Source organism: Streptomyces silaceus, assembly GCF_001419745.1.
Taxonomy (GTDB): Bacteria; Actinomycetota; Actinomycetes; order Streptomycetales; family Streptomycetaceae; genus Streptomyces; species Streptomyces silaceus.
Genome location: NZ_LIRJ01000367.1, coordinates 22544 through 39859, shown reverse-complemented (window position 1 = coordinate 39859; position 17316 = coordinate 22544). Strand labels below are relative to the sequence as shown.

Annotated in this window: 14 protein-coding genes; 9 read left to right on the top strand and 5 right to left on the bottom strand. The window is 70.7% G+C overall.

Annotated features, from left to right (window positions below):
* Window positions 1-152: 152 nt before the first annotated feature.
* The 4 genes from AOK22_RS29785 to AOK22_RS29770 all read left to right on the top strand — a co-directional run bounded on the left by AOK22_RS29785 (window position 153) and on the right by AOK22_RS29770 (window position 7863).
* Window positions 153-2162, top strand: a complete 2010-nt coding sequence (locus tag AOK22_RS29785) for an ABC transporter transmembrane domain-containing protein (protein ID WP_055701823.1) — start codon at window positions 153-155, stop codon at window positions 2160-2162.
* Entirely contained in the window at window positions 2159-3940 is a 1782-nt protein-coding gene (locus tag AOK22_RS29780) for an ABC transporter ATP-binding protein (protein ID WP_055701822.1), read from the top strand. Before AOK22_RS29785 ends, AOK22_RS29780 begins: the two co-directional genes overlap by 4 nt.
* Before the next feature lie 222 nt (window positions 3941-4162).
* Complete coding sequence (locus AOK22_RS29775; protein WP_079036901.1) at window positions 4163-6034, top strand: ABC transporter transmembrane domain-containing protein; 1872 nt, start codon at window positions 4163-4165, stop codon at window positions 6032-6034.
* Complete coding sequence (locus AOK22_RS29770) at window positions 6031-7863, top strand: ABC transporter ATP-binding protein (RefSeq protein WP_055701821.1); 1833 nt, start codon at window positions 6031-6033, stop codon at window positions 7861-7863. The genes AOK22_RS29775 and AOK22_RS29770 overlap by 4 nt, the downstream gene beginning before the upstream one ends.
* 152 nt (window positions 7864-8015) lie before the next feature.
* Here AOK22_RS29770 and AOK22_RS29765 read toward each other — a convergent pair whose 3' ends face one another.
* Window positions 8016-8810 carry a metal-dependent hydrolase gene (locus AOK22_RS29765; RefSeq protein ID WP_055701820.1) on the bottom strand — a complete coding sequence of 265 codons (795 nt, stop codon included), beginning with the start codon at window positions 8808-8810 and terminating at the stop codon, window positions 8016-8018.
* Window positions 8811-8931: 121 nt separating this feature from the next.
* On the opposite strand from AOK22_RS29765, the gene AOK22_RS29760 reads away from it, so the two are divergent.
* The 4 genes from AOK22_RS29760 (at window position 8932) to AOK22_RS29745 (ending at window position 14281) form a co-directional block, all read left to right on the top strand.
* Window positions 8932-11445, top strand: a complete 2514-nt coding sequence (locus tag AOK22_RS29760; RefSeq protein WP_055701819.1) for a DEAD/DEAH box helicase — start codon at window positions 8932-8934, stop codon at window positions 11443-11445.
* A 46-nt stretch (window positions 11446-11491) separates the two neighbouring features.
* Window positions 11492-12394 (top strand): acyl-CoA thioesterase, encoded by a 903-nt coding sequence (locus AOK22_RS29755; protein ID WP_055701818.1) that lies wholly within the window; start codon window positions 11492-11494, stop codon window positions 12392-12394.
* Window positions 12395-12422: 28 nt separating this feature from the next.
* Complete coding sequence (locus AOK22_RS29750; RefSeq protein WP_055701817.1) at window positions 12423-13613, top strand: winged helix DNA-binding domain-containing protein; 1191 nt, start codon at window positions 12423-12425, stop codon at window positions 13611-13613.
* Between the two features lie 158 nt (window positions 13614-13771).
* A complete protein-coding gene (locus tag AOK22_RS29745; protein ID WP_055701816.1) occupies window positions 13772-14281 on the top strand; it encodes a tetratricopeptide repeat protein in 510 nt (169 codons plus the stop codon).
* A 36-nt stretch (window positions 14282-14317) separates the two neighbouring features.
* Here AOK22_RS29745 and AOK22_RS29740 read toward each other — a convergent pair whose 3' ends face one another.
* Both AOK22_RS29740 and AOK22_RS29735 read right to left on the bottom strand, forming a co-directional pair.
* Window positions 14318-15253, bottom strand: a complete 936-nt coding sequence (locus AOK22_RS29740) for a DUF6397 family protein (protein WP_055701815.1) — start codon at window positions 15251-15253, stop codon at window positions 14318-14320.
* 122 nt (window positions 15254-15375) lie between these two features.
* Entirely contained in the window at window positions 15376-15789 is a 414-nt protein-coding gene (locus tag AOK22_RS29735) for a roadblock/LC7 domain-containing protein (protein ID WP_055701814.1), read from the bottom strand.
* A gap of 92 nt (window positions 15790-15881) precedes the next feature.
* Between AOK22_RS29735 and AOK22_RS29730 the strand changes: the two genes are divergently transcribed.
* Entirely contained in the window at window positions 15882-16310 is a 429-nt protein-coding gene (locus AOK22_RS29730; RefSeq protein WP_055701813.1) for a PPOX class F420-dependent oxidoreductase, read from the top strand.
* 4 nt (window positions 16311-16314) lie between these two features.
* Here AOK22_RS29730 and AOK22_RS29725 read toward each other — a convergent pair whose 3' ends face one another.
* Together AOK22_RS29725 and AOK22_RS29720 are read right to left on the bottom strand one after the other, a co-directional pair.
* Window positions 16315-16920 (bottom strand): GTP-binding protein, encoded by a 606-nt coding sequence (locus AOK22_RS29725; RefSeq protein ID WP_055701812.1) that lies wholly within the window; start codon window positions 16918-16920, stop codon window positions 16315-16317.
* Window positions 16901-17314, bottom strand: coding sequence for a DUF742 domain-containing protein (locus AOK22_RS29720; protein WP_055701811.1), 414 nt, complete (start codon window positions 17312-17314; stop codon window positions 16901-16903). Before AOK22_RS29720 ends, AOK22_RS29725 begins: the two co-directional genes overlap by 20 nt.
* Window positions 17315-17316 lie beyond the last annotated feature (2 nt).

The following is a 17316-nucleotide window of genomic DNA, read 5'->3' as shown; positions in this document are numbered from 1 at the left end:
CGCGGGGAGAACGGGCTGATTCTTTACCCCGGGGCGGAAAACCGTTTGCTTCGGCCCACCGTACGAGGTGAACCTTTCACGGTTTGTTACCGCCGTCCGCGCCTCCTCCGCTCCGCGGGGCCGACGGCCGCCGCACCGAATCCTGGGACGTCATGCAGATTCGCGATCTTCCGTATACCGACCCCGGCGTCCCGGATGCCCGATCGGGTCCCCGCTTCCTCCTGTGGCTGGGCCGCAATCAGCTCGGCGGGCAGCTCAAGTCCCTTGCCTGGGGCCTGCTGCACTTCACCGCCATCGCGGGCCTGCCGTACATGGTCGGCGTCGCCGTCGAGGCCGTGCTCGACCGCTCCGGCGGCCGGCTCGCCCTCGCGGGCGTGCTGCTCGCCCTCCTCGGCGTCGCCGTCGCGGTCGGCGACACGATGCTCCACCGCACGGCGGTCACCAACTGGATCACGGCCGCGGCCCGGGTGCAGCAGCTCCTCGCCCGCAAGACGGCACTGCTCGGCTCCGCCCTGACCCGGCGCGTCGCCGCCGGTGAGGTCGTCGCGGTCTCCACCGGAGACGTCGAGAAGATCGGTTGGTTCGTCGAAGCACTCTCGCGGTTCGCGGCAGCGGCGCTCACGGTCCTCCTCGTCTGCGCCGGGCTCCTCGTCTACCAGCCCGCACTCGGCGTCGTCGTCGCGATCGGCGTCCCGGTGCTCGCCCTCGCCGTGCTCCCGCTGTTGCCCCGCGCCACGCGCCGGGCGGACTTCCAGCGCGAGAAGGCCGGGCGCGCCACCGAACTGGCGTCGGACACCGTCGCCGGTCTGCGCGTCCTGCGCGGCATCGGCGGCGAGGAACTCTTCCTCGACCGCTACCGCCGCGCCTCCCAGGAGGTCCGCTCGGCCGCGGTGCGCAGCGCGCGCATGTGGGCGGCCATCACGGCCATCCAGGTCCTGATGCCGGGGCTGCTGCTGATCGCGGTCGTCTGGCACGGGGTGAACCTCGCCCGCGAGGGCCGGATCACCGTCGGCGAACTCGTCACCGTCTACAGCGCGATCATGATGCTCAGCTATCCGCTGCGGCACTTCGAGGAGATCGCCATGGCGTACTCCTTCTCCCGGCCCTCCGCGAAACGGGCCGCCCGCGTGCTTTCGCTGGAGCGGACGTCGACGGAGGGCGCGGAGGGCACAGAGGCAGGGGCGGCCGGCAAGTCCGCAGGCTCCAAGGACTCCGCGGGCGTTGAGGGCGTTGAGGGCTCTGTGGATGCTGAGGGCGCTGGGGATGCCCAGGGCGCTGGGGGTGTCGAGGGCGCTGAGGACACCCAGGGCGCTGAGGGTGTCGAGGGCGCTAGGGGGGTCGAGGGGCGTGCGCCGGCTGACGCCACCGAACGTGGCGAGTGGGCCGACGCGCCGGTGCCGGCCGGTGACCTGTACGACCCCGCGACCGGGCTCCTCGCCCCGGCCGGACGCCTCACCGCCGTGGTGTGCGGCGACCCGGACGAGGCCGGGCGCCTCGCCGAACGGCTCGGCGGACACCCGGCGTTCGAAGGCGCCGCGGACCTGCCGTCCGTGCGCCTCGGCGACGTCCCGCTCGACGACGTCCCGCTGTCCACGGCCCGCACTGCCGTCCTCGTCCAGGACAAGGACCCCGTCCTGCTTTCCGGTACGCTCCGCGAGCTCCTCGACGTACCCGCGTCCGGAGCCGTCACCCACGAGCAGGCGCTGGACGCCGCACAGTGCGCCGACGTCCTCGACGCGCTGGCACAGGCGTCCGTGAACGACGACCCGATGGCCGCCCACCTCACCGAACGCGGCCGCTCCCTCTCCGGTGGCCAGCGCCAGCGCCTCGCCCTGGCCCGCTCGCTCGTCACCGACCCCGAGGCCCTCGTCCTCGACGAGCCGACGTCCGCCGTCGACTCCCACACCGAGGCCCGGGTCGCCGAGGGCATCCGGCGCCTGCGCCACCAGCGCACCACCGTGGTCCTCACTTCCTCGCCCCTGCTCCTGGACCGCGCCGAACGCGTCGTCTTCCTGGCCGACGGCGAGGTCGCCGCGGTCGGCGAGCACCGCGAACTGGTGCACAGCGAACCGCGGTACCGCGCGGTCGTGACCCGCGAGACCGAGGCGGAGCGCGCCGCCACAGAAGCCCTGACCGCATTCGACATCGAGGAGACGGCATGATCGGCCTGGCGCCACCGGAGTACGACCCGGCGGCACCCACGACCGCGGAGACCCTGCCCATCGGCGCGCCGTCGACCGTGCGCACCTATGTCCGGGAGCTGTTCCAGCGGCACCGCCGGGCCTTCCTGCTGCTCATCACGGCGAACACCGTCGCCGTGGTCGCCTCGATGGTCGGTCCCTATCTGCTCGGCGGTCTGGTCGACAAGGTCTCGGACGGGACCCGTGACCTCGACCTGGAACTCACCATCGGCCTGTTCACGGTCGCGCTCCTCGTACAGGCGCTGTTCGTACGTGAGGTACGGGTGCGCGGCGCGATGCTCGGCGAGCGGATGCTGGCGGACCTGCGGGAGGACTTCCTCGTACGCTCCGTCGGCCTGCCGCCCGGGGTCCTGGAGCGCGCCGGCACCGGTGACCTGCTCTCCCGCATCACCACGGACATCGACCGCCTGGCCAACGCCATGCGCGAGGCCGTGCCGCAGCTCGCCATCGGCGTGGTGTGGGTGGTGCTGCTGCTCGGCGGACTCGTGGTGACCGCGCCTCCCCTGGCGCCCGCCGTGCTCGTCGCCGTACCGCTCCTCGTCGTGGGCTGCCGCTGGTACTTCAAGCGGGCACCCGCCGCTTACCGCTCCGAGGCCGCCGGGTACGCCGCCGTGGCCGCCGCGCTCGCCGAGACCGTCGACGCGGGACGCACCGTCGAGGCCCACCGCCTCGGCGACCGTCGCATCGAACTGTCGGAGCGCCGCGTCAAGCAATGGACCGCGTGGGAGCGCTACACGCTCTATCTGCGGTCGGTCCTCTTCCCGGTGATCAACTTCACCCACACGACCGTGCTCTGCTCGACCCTCATGATCGGCGGGGTCTTCGTCCTGCAGGGCTGGATCGACGTGGGCCAGCTGACCACGGGCGTCCTCATCGCCCAGATGCTCGTCGACCCGCTGGGGATCATCCTGCGCTGGTACGACGAGCTGCAGATCGCCCAGGTGTCGCTGGCCCGCCTCGTCGGCGTCCGCGACATCGAACCGGACGCGGGCGACCCCTCCGTCACCCCGGACGGACGCCATGTCCTCGCCGACGACGTGCACTTCGGCTACCGGCAGGGCGTCGACGTCCTCCGCGAGGTGTCCCTGGCCGTCGAACCGGGGTCGCGTGTCGCCCTCGTCGGCCCGTCCGGCGCCGGCAAGTCGACGCTGGGCAGGCTGCTCGCCGGGATCTACGGACCGCGCGCCGGCCGCATCACCCTGGGCGGCGCCGCGCTGTCGGCCATGCCCGCGGAGGACGTGCGCGCGCATGTGGCCCTGGTCAACCAGGAACACCACGTCTTCGTGGGCTCCCTGCGCGACAACCTCCTCCTCGCCAGGACCGGGGCGCAGGACCCCGAACTGTGGGCGGCGCTCGGCGCGGTCGACGCAGCCGACTGGGCCCGGGGTCTCGACGAGGGCCTCGACACCGAGGTCGGCTCCGGCGGCTTCGCCCTGACGCCCGCCCAAGCCCAGCAGATCGCCCTGGCCCGGCTGGTCCTCGCCGATCCGCACACGCTGGTACTCGACGAGGCGACCTCGCTCCTCGACCCACGCGCGGCACGGCACCTGGAACGCTCGCTCGCCCGCGTCCTCGACGGCCGCACCGTCGTGGCGATCGCCCACCGCCTGCACACCGCGCACGACGCGGACGTCATCGCCGTGGTCGAGAACGGCCGCATCAGCGAACTGGGAAGCCACGACCAGTTGGTGGCGACCGACGGCGCGTACGCGGCGCTGTGGCGGTCGTGGCACGGGTAGAACGACGCGCACGCGTCCGGGACCGCGTCTCGCGGCTCCCGGACGCCGTGCTTCTGCACAGGTGGGCGCAGTCTCCGTGCGGCACGTGGGTACCGTCTCCGTACGACGATTGAGCGCGGGCTCCGTACGACAGCTGAGCGCAGGCTCCTGACGACGATGGGGCGCAGACTCGACACGAAGGGGACAGATGGGCCCGCGGACGGGGATCGTTAGGCTGCGCGCATGGCTGCACCCTCCACGGATCCCGGCTCCCCCGACCGTCGCGGCGCTGGCCACTACCTCTGGTGGGTGACCGTCAGCCAGCGCCGTCGGGTCGCCGTCGGCGCCCTGCTGGGCAGCGCGTGGATGGTATGTCTGACGTTTCCTCCCTACGTCCTGTCTCGCGCGATCGACGACGGGCTGCGTCCAGGGAGCCGGACCGCACTGGTCGGCTGGGCGGCGGCCCTGTTCGGTGTGGGAGCCCTCAACGCCTGGCTGGCGATCATGCGGCATCGCACGATGACGCGGATCCGGCTCGACGCCTACTTCCGCACGGTCCGTGTCGTGGTCGACCACGCGACCCGGCTGGGCGCCACGCTCCCCCGCCGGATATCGGCCGGTGAGGTCGTCACGATCGGGCACGCCGACGTGGGCGTCATCGGCCAGACCCTCACGGTGACAGGCCCCGGCGTCGGCGCGGTGCTCGCCTACATCGTGGTGGCCGTCCTGCTGCTGTCCGTCTCCGTGCCGCTCGCCCTGGTCGTCCTGCTGGGCGTCCCCTTGCTCGCGCTCCTGGTCGGGCCTCTCCTGAACCGCCTGCAGGGAGTCGAAACGGCGTACCGGCAACGACAGGGCACACTCGCCGCGCTGCTCGGCGACCTGGCAGGCGGACTCCGCGTGCTCAACGGTCTGGGCGGCATGGGCGTCTTCGCGGCCCGCTACCGCGCAGGCTCGCGCGAGCTGCGGGACGAGGGCTACCGGGTCGGTTCGACCGTCAGCTGGATCCAGGCACTGGGCCTCGGCCTGCCGACCCTGTTCCTGGCGGCCGTCACCTGGCTCGCCGCACGCATGGCCGCTCAAGGAACGATCACCGTGGGCGAGCTGGTGGCCGTCTATGGCTACGTCGCCGTCCTCGTGGTGCCGGTGTCCTCTCTCATCGAAAGCGGCTACGACATCGGGCGAGGCCTGGTGGCAGCGCGCCGGGTCGTGGACTTCCTGAACCTGGAACCGGAGAGGTGGGGCGAGACCGAGGCCGATGCCCAGGGTGAGATCGAGGCCGGGGGTCAGGTCGGAGCCGGGGCCGGAGGTGAGCCCGAGACACGTCCCACCACGGCATCCGTGCTGCGCGATCCGCAATCCGGCGTGGAGGTGGCGCCCGGCATCCTGACCACCCTCGTCAGTGCTCGCGCGTCCGATGCCACGGACGTCGTCGACCGCCTCGGCCGATTCGTCCCCTCGCAGGCCACCTGGGGTGGGGTCCTCCTCTCGGCCCTCCCATCGGACGAGGTCCGCGCCCGGATTCTCGTCGCGGACAACGAAGCCGACCTCTTCGCCGGCACCTTGCGTACGGCCGTCTCGGGCCGCCACACCCCGGACGAGGACAGCCTTGACCGAGCCATCGACGCCGCCGTCGCCCGGGACATCGTGCTCGGCCTGCCGGACGGGCTCGACTCTCTTCTCGACCCGCACGGCGGCAATCTCTCCGGCGGCCAGCGTCAGCGCGTCCGCCTGGCCCGCGCCCTGCTCGCCGATCCCGAGGTCCTCATGGCGGTCGACCCCACTTCCGCGGTCGACGCCCACACGGGGGCGAGGATGGCAGCCCGGCTCCGCACCGCCCGCGCGGGCCGCACGACCCTCATCACGACGGCCTCTCCTCTCGTCCTCGACCAGGCGGACGCCGTGTACTACCTGATCGACGGCGAAGTCGCCGCCATCGGCCGCCACACCGACCTGCTCGCCACACGCCCGGACTACCGGCAGGTGGTGTCGCGCGGCACGGACGAGAGCCCGGAACAGAGAACCGACGAGAACCACGACAGCTCCCGTCCTCCCGCGAGCCCCATCCCTCCGGCGTCCCAGGAACCCACCCTCCCCACTCACGAGGCCCTCCGATGAAGCCGCCCCGCGCCGCCGACGACACGCCGGACGCGATACCCGGGCACCTGCCCGTGGCCGGCCCACGCCAGGTGCGGCGCGCGGCTCTCCACTTCATCCGGCAGGACAGACGCACCTTCGTCGCCATGATCGTCCTCAACGCGCTCGCCGCGGCCGCGGGCCTCGTCGGCCCCTGGCTCGTCGGGCGCATCATCAACGCGGTCAAGGACGGTGGAGGCGTCGCGGCCGTGGACCGTCTCGCGCTCGGCATCCTCGTCGGAGCCGTCGCCCAGCTTCTGCTGACCCGCCACGCCCGATACCTCGCCCACCGATTCGGCGAACGGACCCTGGCCCGCATCCGCGAGCAGTTCGTCGACAGGGCACTGGCCCTGCCCGCCTCTGCCGTCGAACGCGCCGGCGCCGGCGATCTCACGGCACGCGGCACCACCGATGTCATGACCGCCGGGCAGACACTGCGCGACACCGGACCCGACGTGTTCGTCGCGGCCGTGCAGGCACTGTTCATTCTCGGCGCGGTCCTTCTGCTCGATCCGCTGCTCGGCGCCTGCGGTGTGCTCGGCCTCACCGGCATCTGGTTCGCCACCCGCTGGTACCTGCGCCGGGCCCGCTCCGCCTACCTCGACCAGGGAGCGGCCCACTCCGTACTGGCAGAGGCCCTCTCCGCCACCGCCACCGGCGCACGTACCGTCGAGGCCCTCGGGCTGCGGGACCTTCGTATCGCCGACAGCGAGGAGAAGATCGAGCGCTGCGTCTCCGCTCGCGACCGGACGCTGTTCCTGCGCAGCGTTCTCTTCCCGTCCATCGACGTCTCGTACGCCATCCCCGTCGTCGCCGTACTGCTGGTCGGCGGTGCGCTGCACGAGCACGGCCAGGTGAGTCTGGGAACGGTCGTGGCGTCGGCCCTGTACCTGCGGCAGCTCTCCCAGCCGTTGGACACGATCTTGCAGCAGGTCGAGCAGTTGCAGAGCAGCAGTGCCTCCTTCGCCCGGGTCGAGGGCCTGGCCGCCGCGCCCACGAGGTCGACCGGGCCCGCCGACACGGGAGAGGCGGACTCCGCCCCGGCTCCTGACCACATCCCCAAGGACGATCGGATCGACGTCCAAAGGGTGCGCTTCGCCTATGGCGACGGCGTCGACGTTCTGCGTGGCGTCGATCTCTCCGTCCGTCCCGGCGAGCGGCTCGCCATCGTCGGCCCTTCCGGCGCCGGCAAGTCCACCCTGAGCCGACTGCTCGCGGGCATCGACGCACCCGGCAAGGGAATGGTGACCGTCGGCGGGGTCCCGATCGCCGACCTCACCCCCGACCGGTTGCGCCGTCAGGTCGTGCTGGTCACGCAGGAGCACCACGTGTTCCTCGGCAGTGTCCGGGACAACCTGCTCATCGCGGCGGAGCAGGCCACGGACACCGAGCTGCGCGCCGCTCTCACCGCCGTAGGCGCCGACTGGTCCGACGGACTCGCGGCCGGCCTGGACACGGAGCTGGGACCCGGCGGGCACCAGCTGCACGGAGCGCAGGCCCAGCAGCTGGCGTTGGCCCGCGTCGTGCTCGCGGATCCGCACACAGTGATCCTCGACGAGGCCACCGCTCTCCTGGACCCGACCACGGCGCGCCATACGGAGCGCGCGCTGGCCACCGTCCTGCGGGGGCGCACCGTGATCGCGATTGCCCACCGTCTGCAGACGGCCCACGACGCGGACCGTGTCGCCGTCATGGAGGACGGCCGGGTGACCGAGCTCGGCACCCACGACGATCTCGTGGCCGCCGACGGTGCCTACGCGGAGCTGTGGCACTCCTGGCACGGTGACCGCCCGCGCCCGGCGTCCTCGTGAGCCGAAGCCACTGCCCGGCCGCCCCGGAGGAAGAGGGCCCTCTCCGAGCCGAGGCCGACGCGTGCCGTCGCGCAGATGAGGCCCATCCCCGCCGTCCCTCAGGAGCAGCCGCCCCGCGCCGTCCTTCAGCGGCAGCCGACCCGCGCCGTCTCTCAGATGAAGTTCAGCGCGGCCGCGCCGCCCACTCCCCCGAGCAGCATGAACACCGGCATCAGCACCTTGAGCTCGATCCAGCTGCCGGCCCGGAACCGCAGCGCCTTCGGCGGCCCGACCGGGTACCAGCGCTTGCGGCCGATGGGGATGGGCCACAGGATCGGGCACCCGGAGACGGTCAGCGCGTCCCCGATGTCGTGCACCAGAGCGCCGAGCACGATCGGCAGCCCCAGCCACAGATACTCCTGGCCGGGCGCGGTGAACAGCCAGTCCGAGCCGTTGCCCGGCTTGTCGAGCACCCCGGCGAGGATCCAGGCACTCGTCGCCGCGAGCAGCCACACCAGCACGTCGCTGCTCGATCCACGAGCGGCCCGCCACAGCAGGCCTTCGATGGCCAGCACCATGTGGACGAAGAGGATCCCGAGCACCGCCCAGCGGCCACCGAAGATCGCCAGCGCGGAGGCACCCGCGCCTATCAGGACCGCCCACAGCCACGTGTGCGTGAGCGTCCGGTGCCCGCCCGAGCGACGGGGGTCCCCCTGTTTGCGGGTCGCCTTGTAGACGGCGTACGAGAGTTTGTCGACGATCTCGCACAGGCCCCGCGAGACCGGACCGAAGGCTCGCGAAATGGTCGCCGACTTGTGGTCGAGGTCGGGCGCGAGCGCCGCTCCGGCGCAGATCAGCGCTCCGACGAGGAGAACCGGCCAGGGCATCGTGTGCCCCGCGGCCGCCGCGGCCGCGCCGACCCCCAGCCAGGCCGCCGCTCCCGACAGTGAGTGTGCCGGTCCCATCATTGGTGTTGCCCGCCCCATTTCCGTTGTTCTGACGCCCCGTTGGCGACACAGCGTAGCGTTCGTGATCTTCGTACGGACCTCCGGTTCCCTGATCGGGTGAGAAGGAAGGCAAGATGGGGGTGTGACCCTTATCGATCAGCTGCCGCCGGATGCCGACCCCGATGCCCTCTTCGAAGCCTTCTCGTCGTGGGCCGAGGACCAGGGCATCACTCTCTACCCGGCCCAGGAGGAGGCGCTGATCGAGGTGGTCTCCGGGGCAAACGTGATCTTGTCCACGCCGACCGGCTCCGGCAAGAGCCTCGTCGCGGCGGGTGCGCACTTCACGGCGCTGGCCCAGGACAAGGTCACCTTCTACACGGCGCCCATCAAGGCCCTCGTGTCGGAGAAGTTCTTCGACCTGTGCAAGCTCTTCGGCACCGAGAACGTCGGCATGCTGACCGGCGACGCCTCCGTGAACGCCGACGCCCCCGTCATCTGCTGCACGGCCGAGGTCCTCGCCTCCATCGCGCTGCGTGACGGCAAGGACGCCGACATCGGCCAGGTCGTGATGGACGAGTTCCACTTCTACGCCGAGCCGGACCGCGGCTGGGCCTGGCAGATCCCGCTGCTCGAACTGCCCCAGGCGCAGTTCATCCTCATGTCGGCGACGCTCGGCGACGTCAGCATGTTCGAGAAGGACCTGACGCGCCGCACGGGCCGCCCCACCTCGGTCGTCCGCTCCGCGACGCGCCCGGTGCCACTGTCGTACGAGTACCGTCTGACGCCGATCACCGAGACGCTCACCGAGCTCCTGGAGACCAAGCAGGCGCCGGTCTACATCGTGCACTTCACCCAGGCCCAGGCCGTCGAGCGCGCACAGTCGCTGATGAGCATCAACATGTGCACGCGCGAGGAGAAGGACAAGATCGCCGACCTGATCGGCAATTTCCGCTTCACCACCAAGTTCGGCCGCAACCTCTCGCGCTACGTCCGGCACGGGATCGGCGTGCACCACGCCGGCATGCTGCCCAAGTACCGTCGCCTGGTCGAGAGGCTCGCGCAGGCCGGCCTGCTCAAGGTCATCTGCGGCACGGACACCCTGGGTGTAGGCGTCAACGTCCCGATCCGCACGGTGCTCTTCACCGCCCTCACCAAGTACGACGGCAACCGCGTCCGCACCCTGCGCGCCCGCGAGTTCCACCAGATCGCCGGACGCGCCGGACGCGCGGGCTTCGACACGGCGGGCTTCGTGGTCGCCCAGGCCCCCGAGCACGTCATCGAGAACGAGAAGGCGCTCGCCAAGGCCGGCGACGACGCGAAGAAGCGTCGCAAAGTGGTCCGCAAGAAGGCGCCCGAGGGGTTCGTGGCCTGGACCGAGAACACCTTCGAGAAGCTCATCGCCTCCGAGCCCGAGCCGCTGACCTCCCGGTTCCGTGTCACGCACACCATGCTGCTGTCGGTGATCGCCCGGCCCGGCAACGCCTTCGAGGCCATGCGCCGCCTCCTGGAGGACAACCACGAGCCGCGCAAGCAGCAGCTGCGCCACATCCGCCGGGCCATCGCGATCTACCGCTCGCTCCTGGACGGCGGCATCGTGGAGAAGCTCGACGAGCCGGACGCCACCGGCCGCATCGTGCGTCTGACGGTCGACCTGCAACAGGACTTCGCGCTCAACCAGCCGCTGTCGACCTTCGCCCTCGCCGCGTTCGAGGTCCTCGACCCCGAGTCCCCTTCGTACGCCCTCGACATGGTGTCCGTCGTCGAATCCACGCTCGACGACCCGCGCCAGATCCTCGCCGCCCAGCAGAACAAGGCGCGCGGCGAGGCCGTGGCCCTGATGAAGGCGGACGGCGTCGAGTACGAGGAGCGGATGGAGCGGCTCCAGGACATCACGTACCCCAAGCCCCTGGAAGAGCTGCTCTTCCACGCCTACAACACCTACCGCACCAGCCACCCGTGGGTCGGGGACCACCCGCTGTCCCCGAAGTCCGTCATCCGCGACATGTACGAGCGGGCGCTGTCCTTCACCGAGTTCACCTCCTTCTACGAACTCGCCCGCACCGAGGGGATCGTGCTGCGCTACCTCGCGAGCGCGTACAAGGCCCTGGAGCACACCATCCCGGACGACCTGAAGTCCGAGGACCTGGAGGACCTGATCGCCTGGCTCGGCGAGATGGTCCGCCAGGTCGACTCCAGCCTCCTCGACGAGTGGGAGCAGCTCGCCAACCCCGAGGTCATGACCGCGGAGGAGGCCCAGGAGAAGGCCGACCAGGTCAAGCCGGTCACGGCGAACGCCCGCGCCTTCCGCGTCCTGGTGCGCAACGCGCTGTTCCGCAGGGTCGAGCTGGCCGCCCTCGACCACGTCGAGGAACTGGGCGAGCTCGACGCCGACTCCGGCTGGGACGCGGATGCCTGGGGCGAGGCCATGGACAAGTACTGGGACGAGTACGAAGATCTCGGCACCGGCCCCGACGCCCGCGGTCCCAAGCTGTTGCTCATCGAGGAGGATCCCGAGCACGGTCTGTGGCGCGTCCGCCAGACGTTCGCCGACCCGAACGGTGACCATGACTGGGGCATCAGCGCGGAGGTGGACCTCGCGGCCTCCGACGAGGAGGGCCGCGCCGTCGTCCGGGTCACGGACGTCGGCCAGCTCTGAGCGCCCCGACGACCCGCGTGTCCCGGACAGGAGTCGAAGAACCGTCATGAACAATCCCGCCGACCGGCTGGTCGACCTGCTGGACCTGGAGCAGATCGAGGTCAACATCTTCCGGGGCCGCAGCCCGGAGGAGTCCTTGCAGCGTGTGTTCGGCGGGCAGGTCGCCGGGCAGGCCCTGGTGGCGGCGGGCCGCACCACCGAGGGCGACCGCCCGGTGCACTCGCTGCACGCGTACTTCCTGCGCCCGGGCCGCCCCGGGGTACCGATCGTGTACCAGGTGGAGCGGGTCAGGGACGGGCGCTCCTTCACCACGCGCCGCGTCACCGCCGTCCAGCAGGGCCGCACCATCTTCAACCTCACCGCCTCCTTCCATCAGCCCGAACAGGGCGCCTTCGAACACCAGCTGCCGCCGCGCATCGCGGCTCCCGCCCCGGAGTCGCTGCCGACGGTCGCCGAGGAGATCCGGGAGCACCTCGGCGCGCTCCCCGAGCAGTTGGAGCGCATGGCCCGGCGTCAGCCCTTCGACATCCGCTATGTGGACCGGCTGCGCTGGACCGCCGAGGAGGTCAAGGACGCGGAACCGCGCAGCGCGGTGTGGATGCGTGCCGTCGGCCCGCTGGGGGACGATCCGCTCGTCCACACGTGCGCCCTGACCTACGCGAGCGACATGACGCTCCTTGATGCCGTCCGCATCCCGGTGGAGCCGCTGTGGGGTCCCCGCGGTTTCGACATGGCATCGCTCGACCACGCCATGTGGTTCCACCGCCCGTTCCGCGCGGACGAGTGGTTCCTGTACGACCAGGAGTCCCCCATCGCCGTGGGGGGCCGCGGACTCGCCCGGGGCCGCATCTACGACACTGTGGGTCGGCTCCTGGTGTCGGTGGTGCAGGAAGGGCTGTTCCGGCCGTACGGGGAGAGGCACATGGACGGCCCGACAGAAGGCGCGTGAGCGGCGTAGGGCCCGGACGGGAGGCACGGTGCGGCGGATCGACGTGGTGGAGCGGCGGGCACGACTTGCGCTGCGCCACCGGCTGACGACGGACACCCGGTCGGACGATCCGGTCGAGGTGGCACGGTCGCTGTTGGCCCTGCACAGCACCGATCCGTCGTCGGTGTACGTCGGCGCATGGGCCCGCATGCGGGACGGTCAGGTCGCGGACGTGGAACGTGCCCTGTACGAGGACCGTTCGCTGATCCGGTTCATGGGCATGCGCCGTACGGTCTTCGTCACCTCCCTGGACATGGCTCCCGTGCTGCAGGCCGCCTGTTCGCGTACGGTCGCTGCCCGGGAGCGTCGTCTGCTCCTGAAAATGCTGGCGGAGTCCGGCGTGGCCGATGACGAGGTCACGGTGGCGGCGTGGCTGTCGGAGACCGAGGCCGTGGCCCTGCGCGCGCTCAAGGAGCGGGGCGAGGCGACGGCGACGGAGCTCGCGAGCGACGACCCGCGGCTGAGCACCGAACTGGTCATGGCGCGCGGCAAGGCCTACGAGGGTCGGCAGAAACTGGCCAGCCGGCTCCTGCTGCTGCTCGCCGCCGAGGGACATGTGGTGCGTGGACGTCCGCGCGGCACGTGGACCTCTCACCAGTACCGCTGGGCTCCGCTGACGGACTGGTTTCCCGGCGGCCTCACCGAGTGGGAGACCCGGGAGGCGGAAACCGAGCTCGCACGCCGATGGCTCCGGGTGTTCGGTCCGGCCACGGCGGACGATCTGCGGTGGTGGGCCGGATGGACCAAGACCCAGACGAAGCGGGCCCTGGCGCAACTGAGTCCCGTCGAGGTCGACTTGGACGGCACGGTCGGGCTGCTGCTCGCCGACGACCTCGCCGAGACTCCCCGCCCCGAGCCGTGGGCCGCTCTGCTGCCGGCACTCGACTCGACTCCGATGGGCTGGCAGCACCGTGACTGGTTCCTGGGAGAGCACGGCCCACGTCTTTTCGACAGGAACGGCAACATCGGTCCCTCCCTGTGGTGGAACGGTCGCATCGTCGGCGGTTGGGCCCAGGACGGCGGCGGCGAGATCGTGTGCCGGTTCCTCGAGGACGTCGGCACGGACGCGGAACGCGCGGTGCAGGTGGAGGCCGAGCGCCTCACCGTACGTCTGGGCGGCGTACGACTCGCCCCTCGCACCCGCGGCCGTACGTGGCTCGAGGACGAGCTGGCCACCTGACGGCTTCGTGGCGGGCCGACGTCGGGGCTCGGTGGGCATATGTGTCTCCCTTCTCAAGAGGTGTGGCATAGGCCTGGAGCAGGACTTGTTGAGCACGGCGCAGGCTCGATGAACAAGGCATTGAGCCCGTTGGACAAGGCAAGGAAAGGGACAGGGAATTGAGCGGGAACTGGGTCGAGGACAGGGACCAACTGCTCGCGGAGGCCATACGGCTCCGCCAGGCCGGCCGGCGAGAGGAGGCCAGGGAACGGCTCGTCGCCCTGTCCGAGCGCCTCCCGCAGGACGCGGAGGTCGCCTACCAGACGGCGTGGGTCCACGACACGCTCGGCCTGGAGGCCGAGGCGGTGCCGTACTACGAACGCGCGCTGGACGGTTCGGACCTGTCGGACGACGACCGTCGCGGAGCCCTCCTGGGCTTGGGCAGCACCTATCGGATCCTCGGACGCTACGAGGAGGCCGCCGCGCTGCTCGGCGAGGCGGCGCGCGAGTTCCCCGACGACGGCGCGCTCAAGACGTTCCTGGCCATGGCGTTGTACAACACCGGCCGGACGCATGACGCGATGGAGATCCTCCTGATGCTGCTCGCCGAGACGACCAACGATCCGGAGATCGCCGGCTACCGTCCTGCCATCGAGGAGTACGCCAAGGACCTGGACGCGACGATGTAGCAGAGGCGCGGTCCCCGGTCCCCCGCCCGCGGCGCACTACGTCCGCCTGCGGCGCAGCCACTTCATCAGGCCTCGGGACTCTTGAAGCGAAGCCTCGGCCGCGACATCGCTCGCTGCTTGCGGCTCCTTGGCGTGGTCGGGCGGCTCGGGCACGGTCCGTGCCTCGGGTCGGGATGCGGGCCTGGGCGCCGGCCGCTGCGCGCGGGCCTGCACGAGCCCGATCAGGAGACTGGAGCGCAGCCACCGGATTTCGTCGGGGTCGTCCGCGGTCGTGAGCCGTTCGACGATCCGGGCGACGGGCGAGTCCGGAGCGCCTTGGGTGCGAGGCATGGGCTTGAGCCGGTTGAGATAGGCACGTTCGTAGGGATCCCTGACGATCTCCGCGAGCCGCACGGGATCGAGGAGGGAGGCCATGGCGGCGGCGCGCTCCCATGGGTTGTCGTACTGACTCAACAAGAACGCCGCGTAGCGGCCCCGCCAGTTGCGCGCCCGCAGATCCTGACCTTGGTCGAGCCGCTCGCGCATCTCTCCCGGCATGCGTCCGGTGAGCAGGTCCGCGTTGGCCTCGCCTTGGGTGAAATGACGAAGCTCTTCAGCCAGATAGAGCCAGACAACGGTCCGGTACCGGTTCAGATAGAACTTCACCGGCGTCAGAACGCCCGCGCGGGCCAGCCGAGTGAAGCGGGTCGTCGTGATGTCCATGAGCCGCGCGCCCTCGGCGGTGCCCACGGCTCTGATGCTCTGGTGCAGTGCTTCCGGGAAGCCTTCGCTCCCGCGCACGCGATCGATCTCCGCGCAGGCGACGCGGCGCTGGCCGCCCGGCGCTTCCCCGACGGTGCGGATCCGCCCGAGCGTCACAGCCAGGTCGAACTCGCCTCGTTTCAGGCCGAGTTCCCTCGCGGCTCGACTCAGCGTCACCGTCGGCCGGACGGGCTTGGACGTGGTGGATTGCGTGATCGTGTCACCGGTCATGGTGGTTCTCCCCCGTGAGATCCGATTGCTCTCGGGAAAAACCGTAGCCCGACCACAGCGATTCCCGCTGACCCTGTGGATAACTCTTGTCGTGGCAGCGTCAGCGCTGGTCAGCGAGCTGGTCAGAGGTCCACGACGGGGGTGCGTTCCGGCTGCCTTGCGCCCACGCCCAAGTGCTCGCCGACGCGGTTCACTAGCAGCGTCATCTCATAGGCGACCTGGCCTATGTCGGCCTCGGACGAACTCAGGACGCAGAGGCAGCTGCCGTCCCCCGCCGCCGTGACGAAGAGGACCGCGTCATCGAACTCGATCATCGTCTGGCGCACGTTGCCGGCGTGGAAGTGACGCCCCGATCCCTTGGCGAGGCTGTGCAGACCCGACGAGACCGCGGCCAGGTGCTCCGCATCTTCGCGCTGCAGGTCCGAGCTCGCCGCCGTCACCAGGCCGTCGTTGGACAGCACCAGCGCATGTCGTACGTGCTCCATCCGCTGCGTCAGGTCGTCCAACAGCCAGCCGAGCCCCGTGCTCTGCCCCATGTTCCCGTCTCCCCGCGTCTGTTCCCCCCGGCCGGGGGATCTGACCTGCCAGCCTTCACCACGACCGGCGCCCCGGCAAGCATGATGAGGACATGGCACAGAAGATGACCGATCACCAATGGCGGGCCTTCGTCTCACAAGGGACCCGAACCGGCAAACTCTCGACCGTCCGGGCGGACGGCAGCCCGCACATCGCGCCGATCTGGTTCCTGATCGACGGGGACGACGTGGTGTTCAACACCGGCAAGGACACCGTGAAGGGACGCAACCTCGCGCGGGATGGGCGCGTGGCCCTGTGCGTCGACGACGATCAGCCGCCGTTCGCCTTCGTCGTCCTCCAGGGCCGCGCGGAGCTGAGCGAGGACATCGACCAGCTCCAGCACTGGGCGGCCCGGATCGGCGCGCGCTACATGGGTGAGGACCGCGCCGAGGAGTTCGGCAGGCGCAACGGCGTTCCGGGGGAACTCCTCGTCCGTGTGCGGATCGAGAAGGTACTCGCGTACTCCGGGGTCTCCGACTGAACGGTCAGCCGACCGAGTCGAGCAGCCGGGCGGTGTACATCCGCCCGGCGTACTCGACCAGCCGGATCAGCACCTCCTTCCCTGAATCGCGGTCCCGTGCGTCGCACAGCACCACGGGCGTTCCGCGGTCGAGGTCCAAGGCCCGTGACACTTCATGCGCGCCATACGTACGCGCGTTCGCGAAGCAGTTGACCGCCACGACGAACGGGATGCGTCGGTGCTCGAAGTAGTCCACGGCGGGGAAGCAGTCCTCGAGCCGCCGGGTGTCCGCGAGGACGACGGCACCGAGGGCGCCCTGTGACAGCTCGTCCCACAGGAACCAGAACCGGTCCTGGCCAGGGGTGCCGAACAGGTACAGCGACAGTCCCGACCGAATGGTGATGCGACCGAAGTCCATGGCCACGGTCGTGGTGGTCTTGCGGTCGACGCCCTCGGTGTCGTCCACCGACTGGCCGACCTCGCTGAGCAGTTCCTCGGTGCGCAGCGGTCGGATCTCGCTGACCGCGCCGACCAGGGTCGTCTTGCCCACCCCGAAGCCGCCCGCGACCAGAATCTTCAGTGCCATGGCGGCGCTCTCGCCGCCCGTGGCGTCAGAGTGCTCGGAGCCCATCGATCACCTCTCGGAGGATCTTTTCGTCGGGAAGCTGTGCGGGCGGCACCGGTCGGCTGACGGTGACGCAGCCCATGTCCAGCAGGTCGCCGAGGAGCACTCTCACCACGCCCACCGGCAGATCGGCGTCGGCGGCGAGCTCGGCGACCGACTGGGTCTCGGTCCGGCACAGCTCGATCAGTGCCCGGTGCTCGGGGCCCAGCGCCGTGACGTCGTTCGGTCCCGGGGCGTTGCCGTCGAGTGAGACGAGGGCGATCAGATCGAATCCGACACCGCTCGGTCCCGGCCTGGTGCGCCCGCCCGTCATCGCGTAGGGCCGGACGAGAGGCCCTGCTTCGTTGTCGTACCACTGGCCGCCCGGTGGATGCGGGTGGCCGCTCGTCTCCTCGGTCATGA

Bases quoted from the DNA above. Each gene is read 5' to 3' on its own strand.
- AOK22_RS29725 (WP_055701812.1), bottom strand. From the start codon at position 16,920: ATGGGCTCCGAGCACTCTGACGCCACGGGCGGCGAGAGCGCCGCCATG.
- AOK22_RS29730 (WP_055701813.1), top strand. From the start codon at position 15,882: ATGGCACAGAAGATGACCGATCACCAATGGCGGGCCTTCGTCTCACAA.
- AOK22_RS29720 (WP_055701811.1), bottom strand. From the start codon at position 17,314: ATGACCGAGGAGACGAGCGGCCACCCGCATCCACCGGGCGGCCAGTGG.
- AOK22_RS29775 (WP_079036901.1), top strand. From the start codon at position 4,163: ATGGCTGCACCCTCCACGGATCCCGGCTCCCCCGACCGTCGCGGCGCT.
- AOK22_RS29765 (WP_055701820.1), bottom strand. From the start codon at position 8,810: ATGATGGGACCGGCACACTCACTGTCGGGAGCGGCGGCCTGGCTGGGG.
- AOK22_RS29755 (WP_055701818.1), top strand. From the start codon at position 11,492: ATGAACAATCCCGCCGACCGGCTGGTCGACCTGCTGGACCTGGAGCAG.
- AOK22_RS29735 (WP_055701814.1), bottom strand. From the start codon at position 15,789: ATGGGGCAGAGCACGGGGCTCGGCTGGCTGTTGGACGACCTGACGCAG.
- AOK22_RS29770 (WP_055701821.1), top strand. From the start codon at position 6,031: ATGAAGCCGCCCCGCGCCGCCGACGACACGCCGGACGCGATACCCGGG.
- AOK22_RS29740 (WP_055701815.1), bottom strand. From the start codon at position 15,253: ATGACCGGTGACACGATCACGCAATCCACCACGTCCAAGCCCGTCCGG.
- AOK22_RS29780 (WP_055701822.1), top strand. From the start codon at position 2,159: ATGATCGGCCTGGCGCCACCGGAGTACGACCCGGCGGCACCCACGACC.
- AOK22_RS29785 (WP_055701823.1), top strand. From the start codon at position 153: ATGCAGATTCGCGATCTTCCGTATACCGACCCCGGCGTCCCGGATGCC.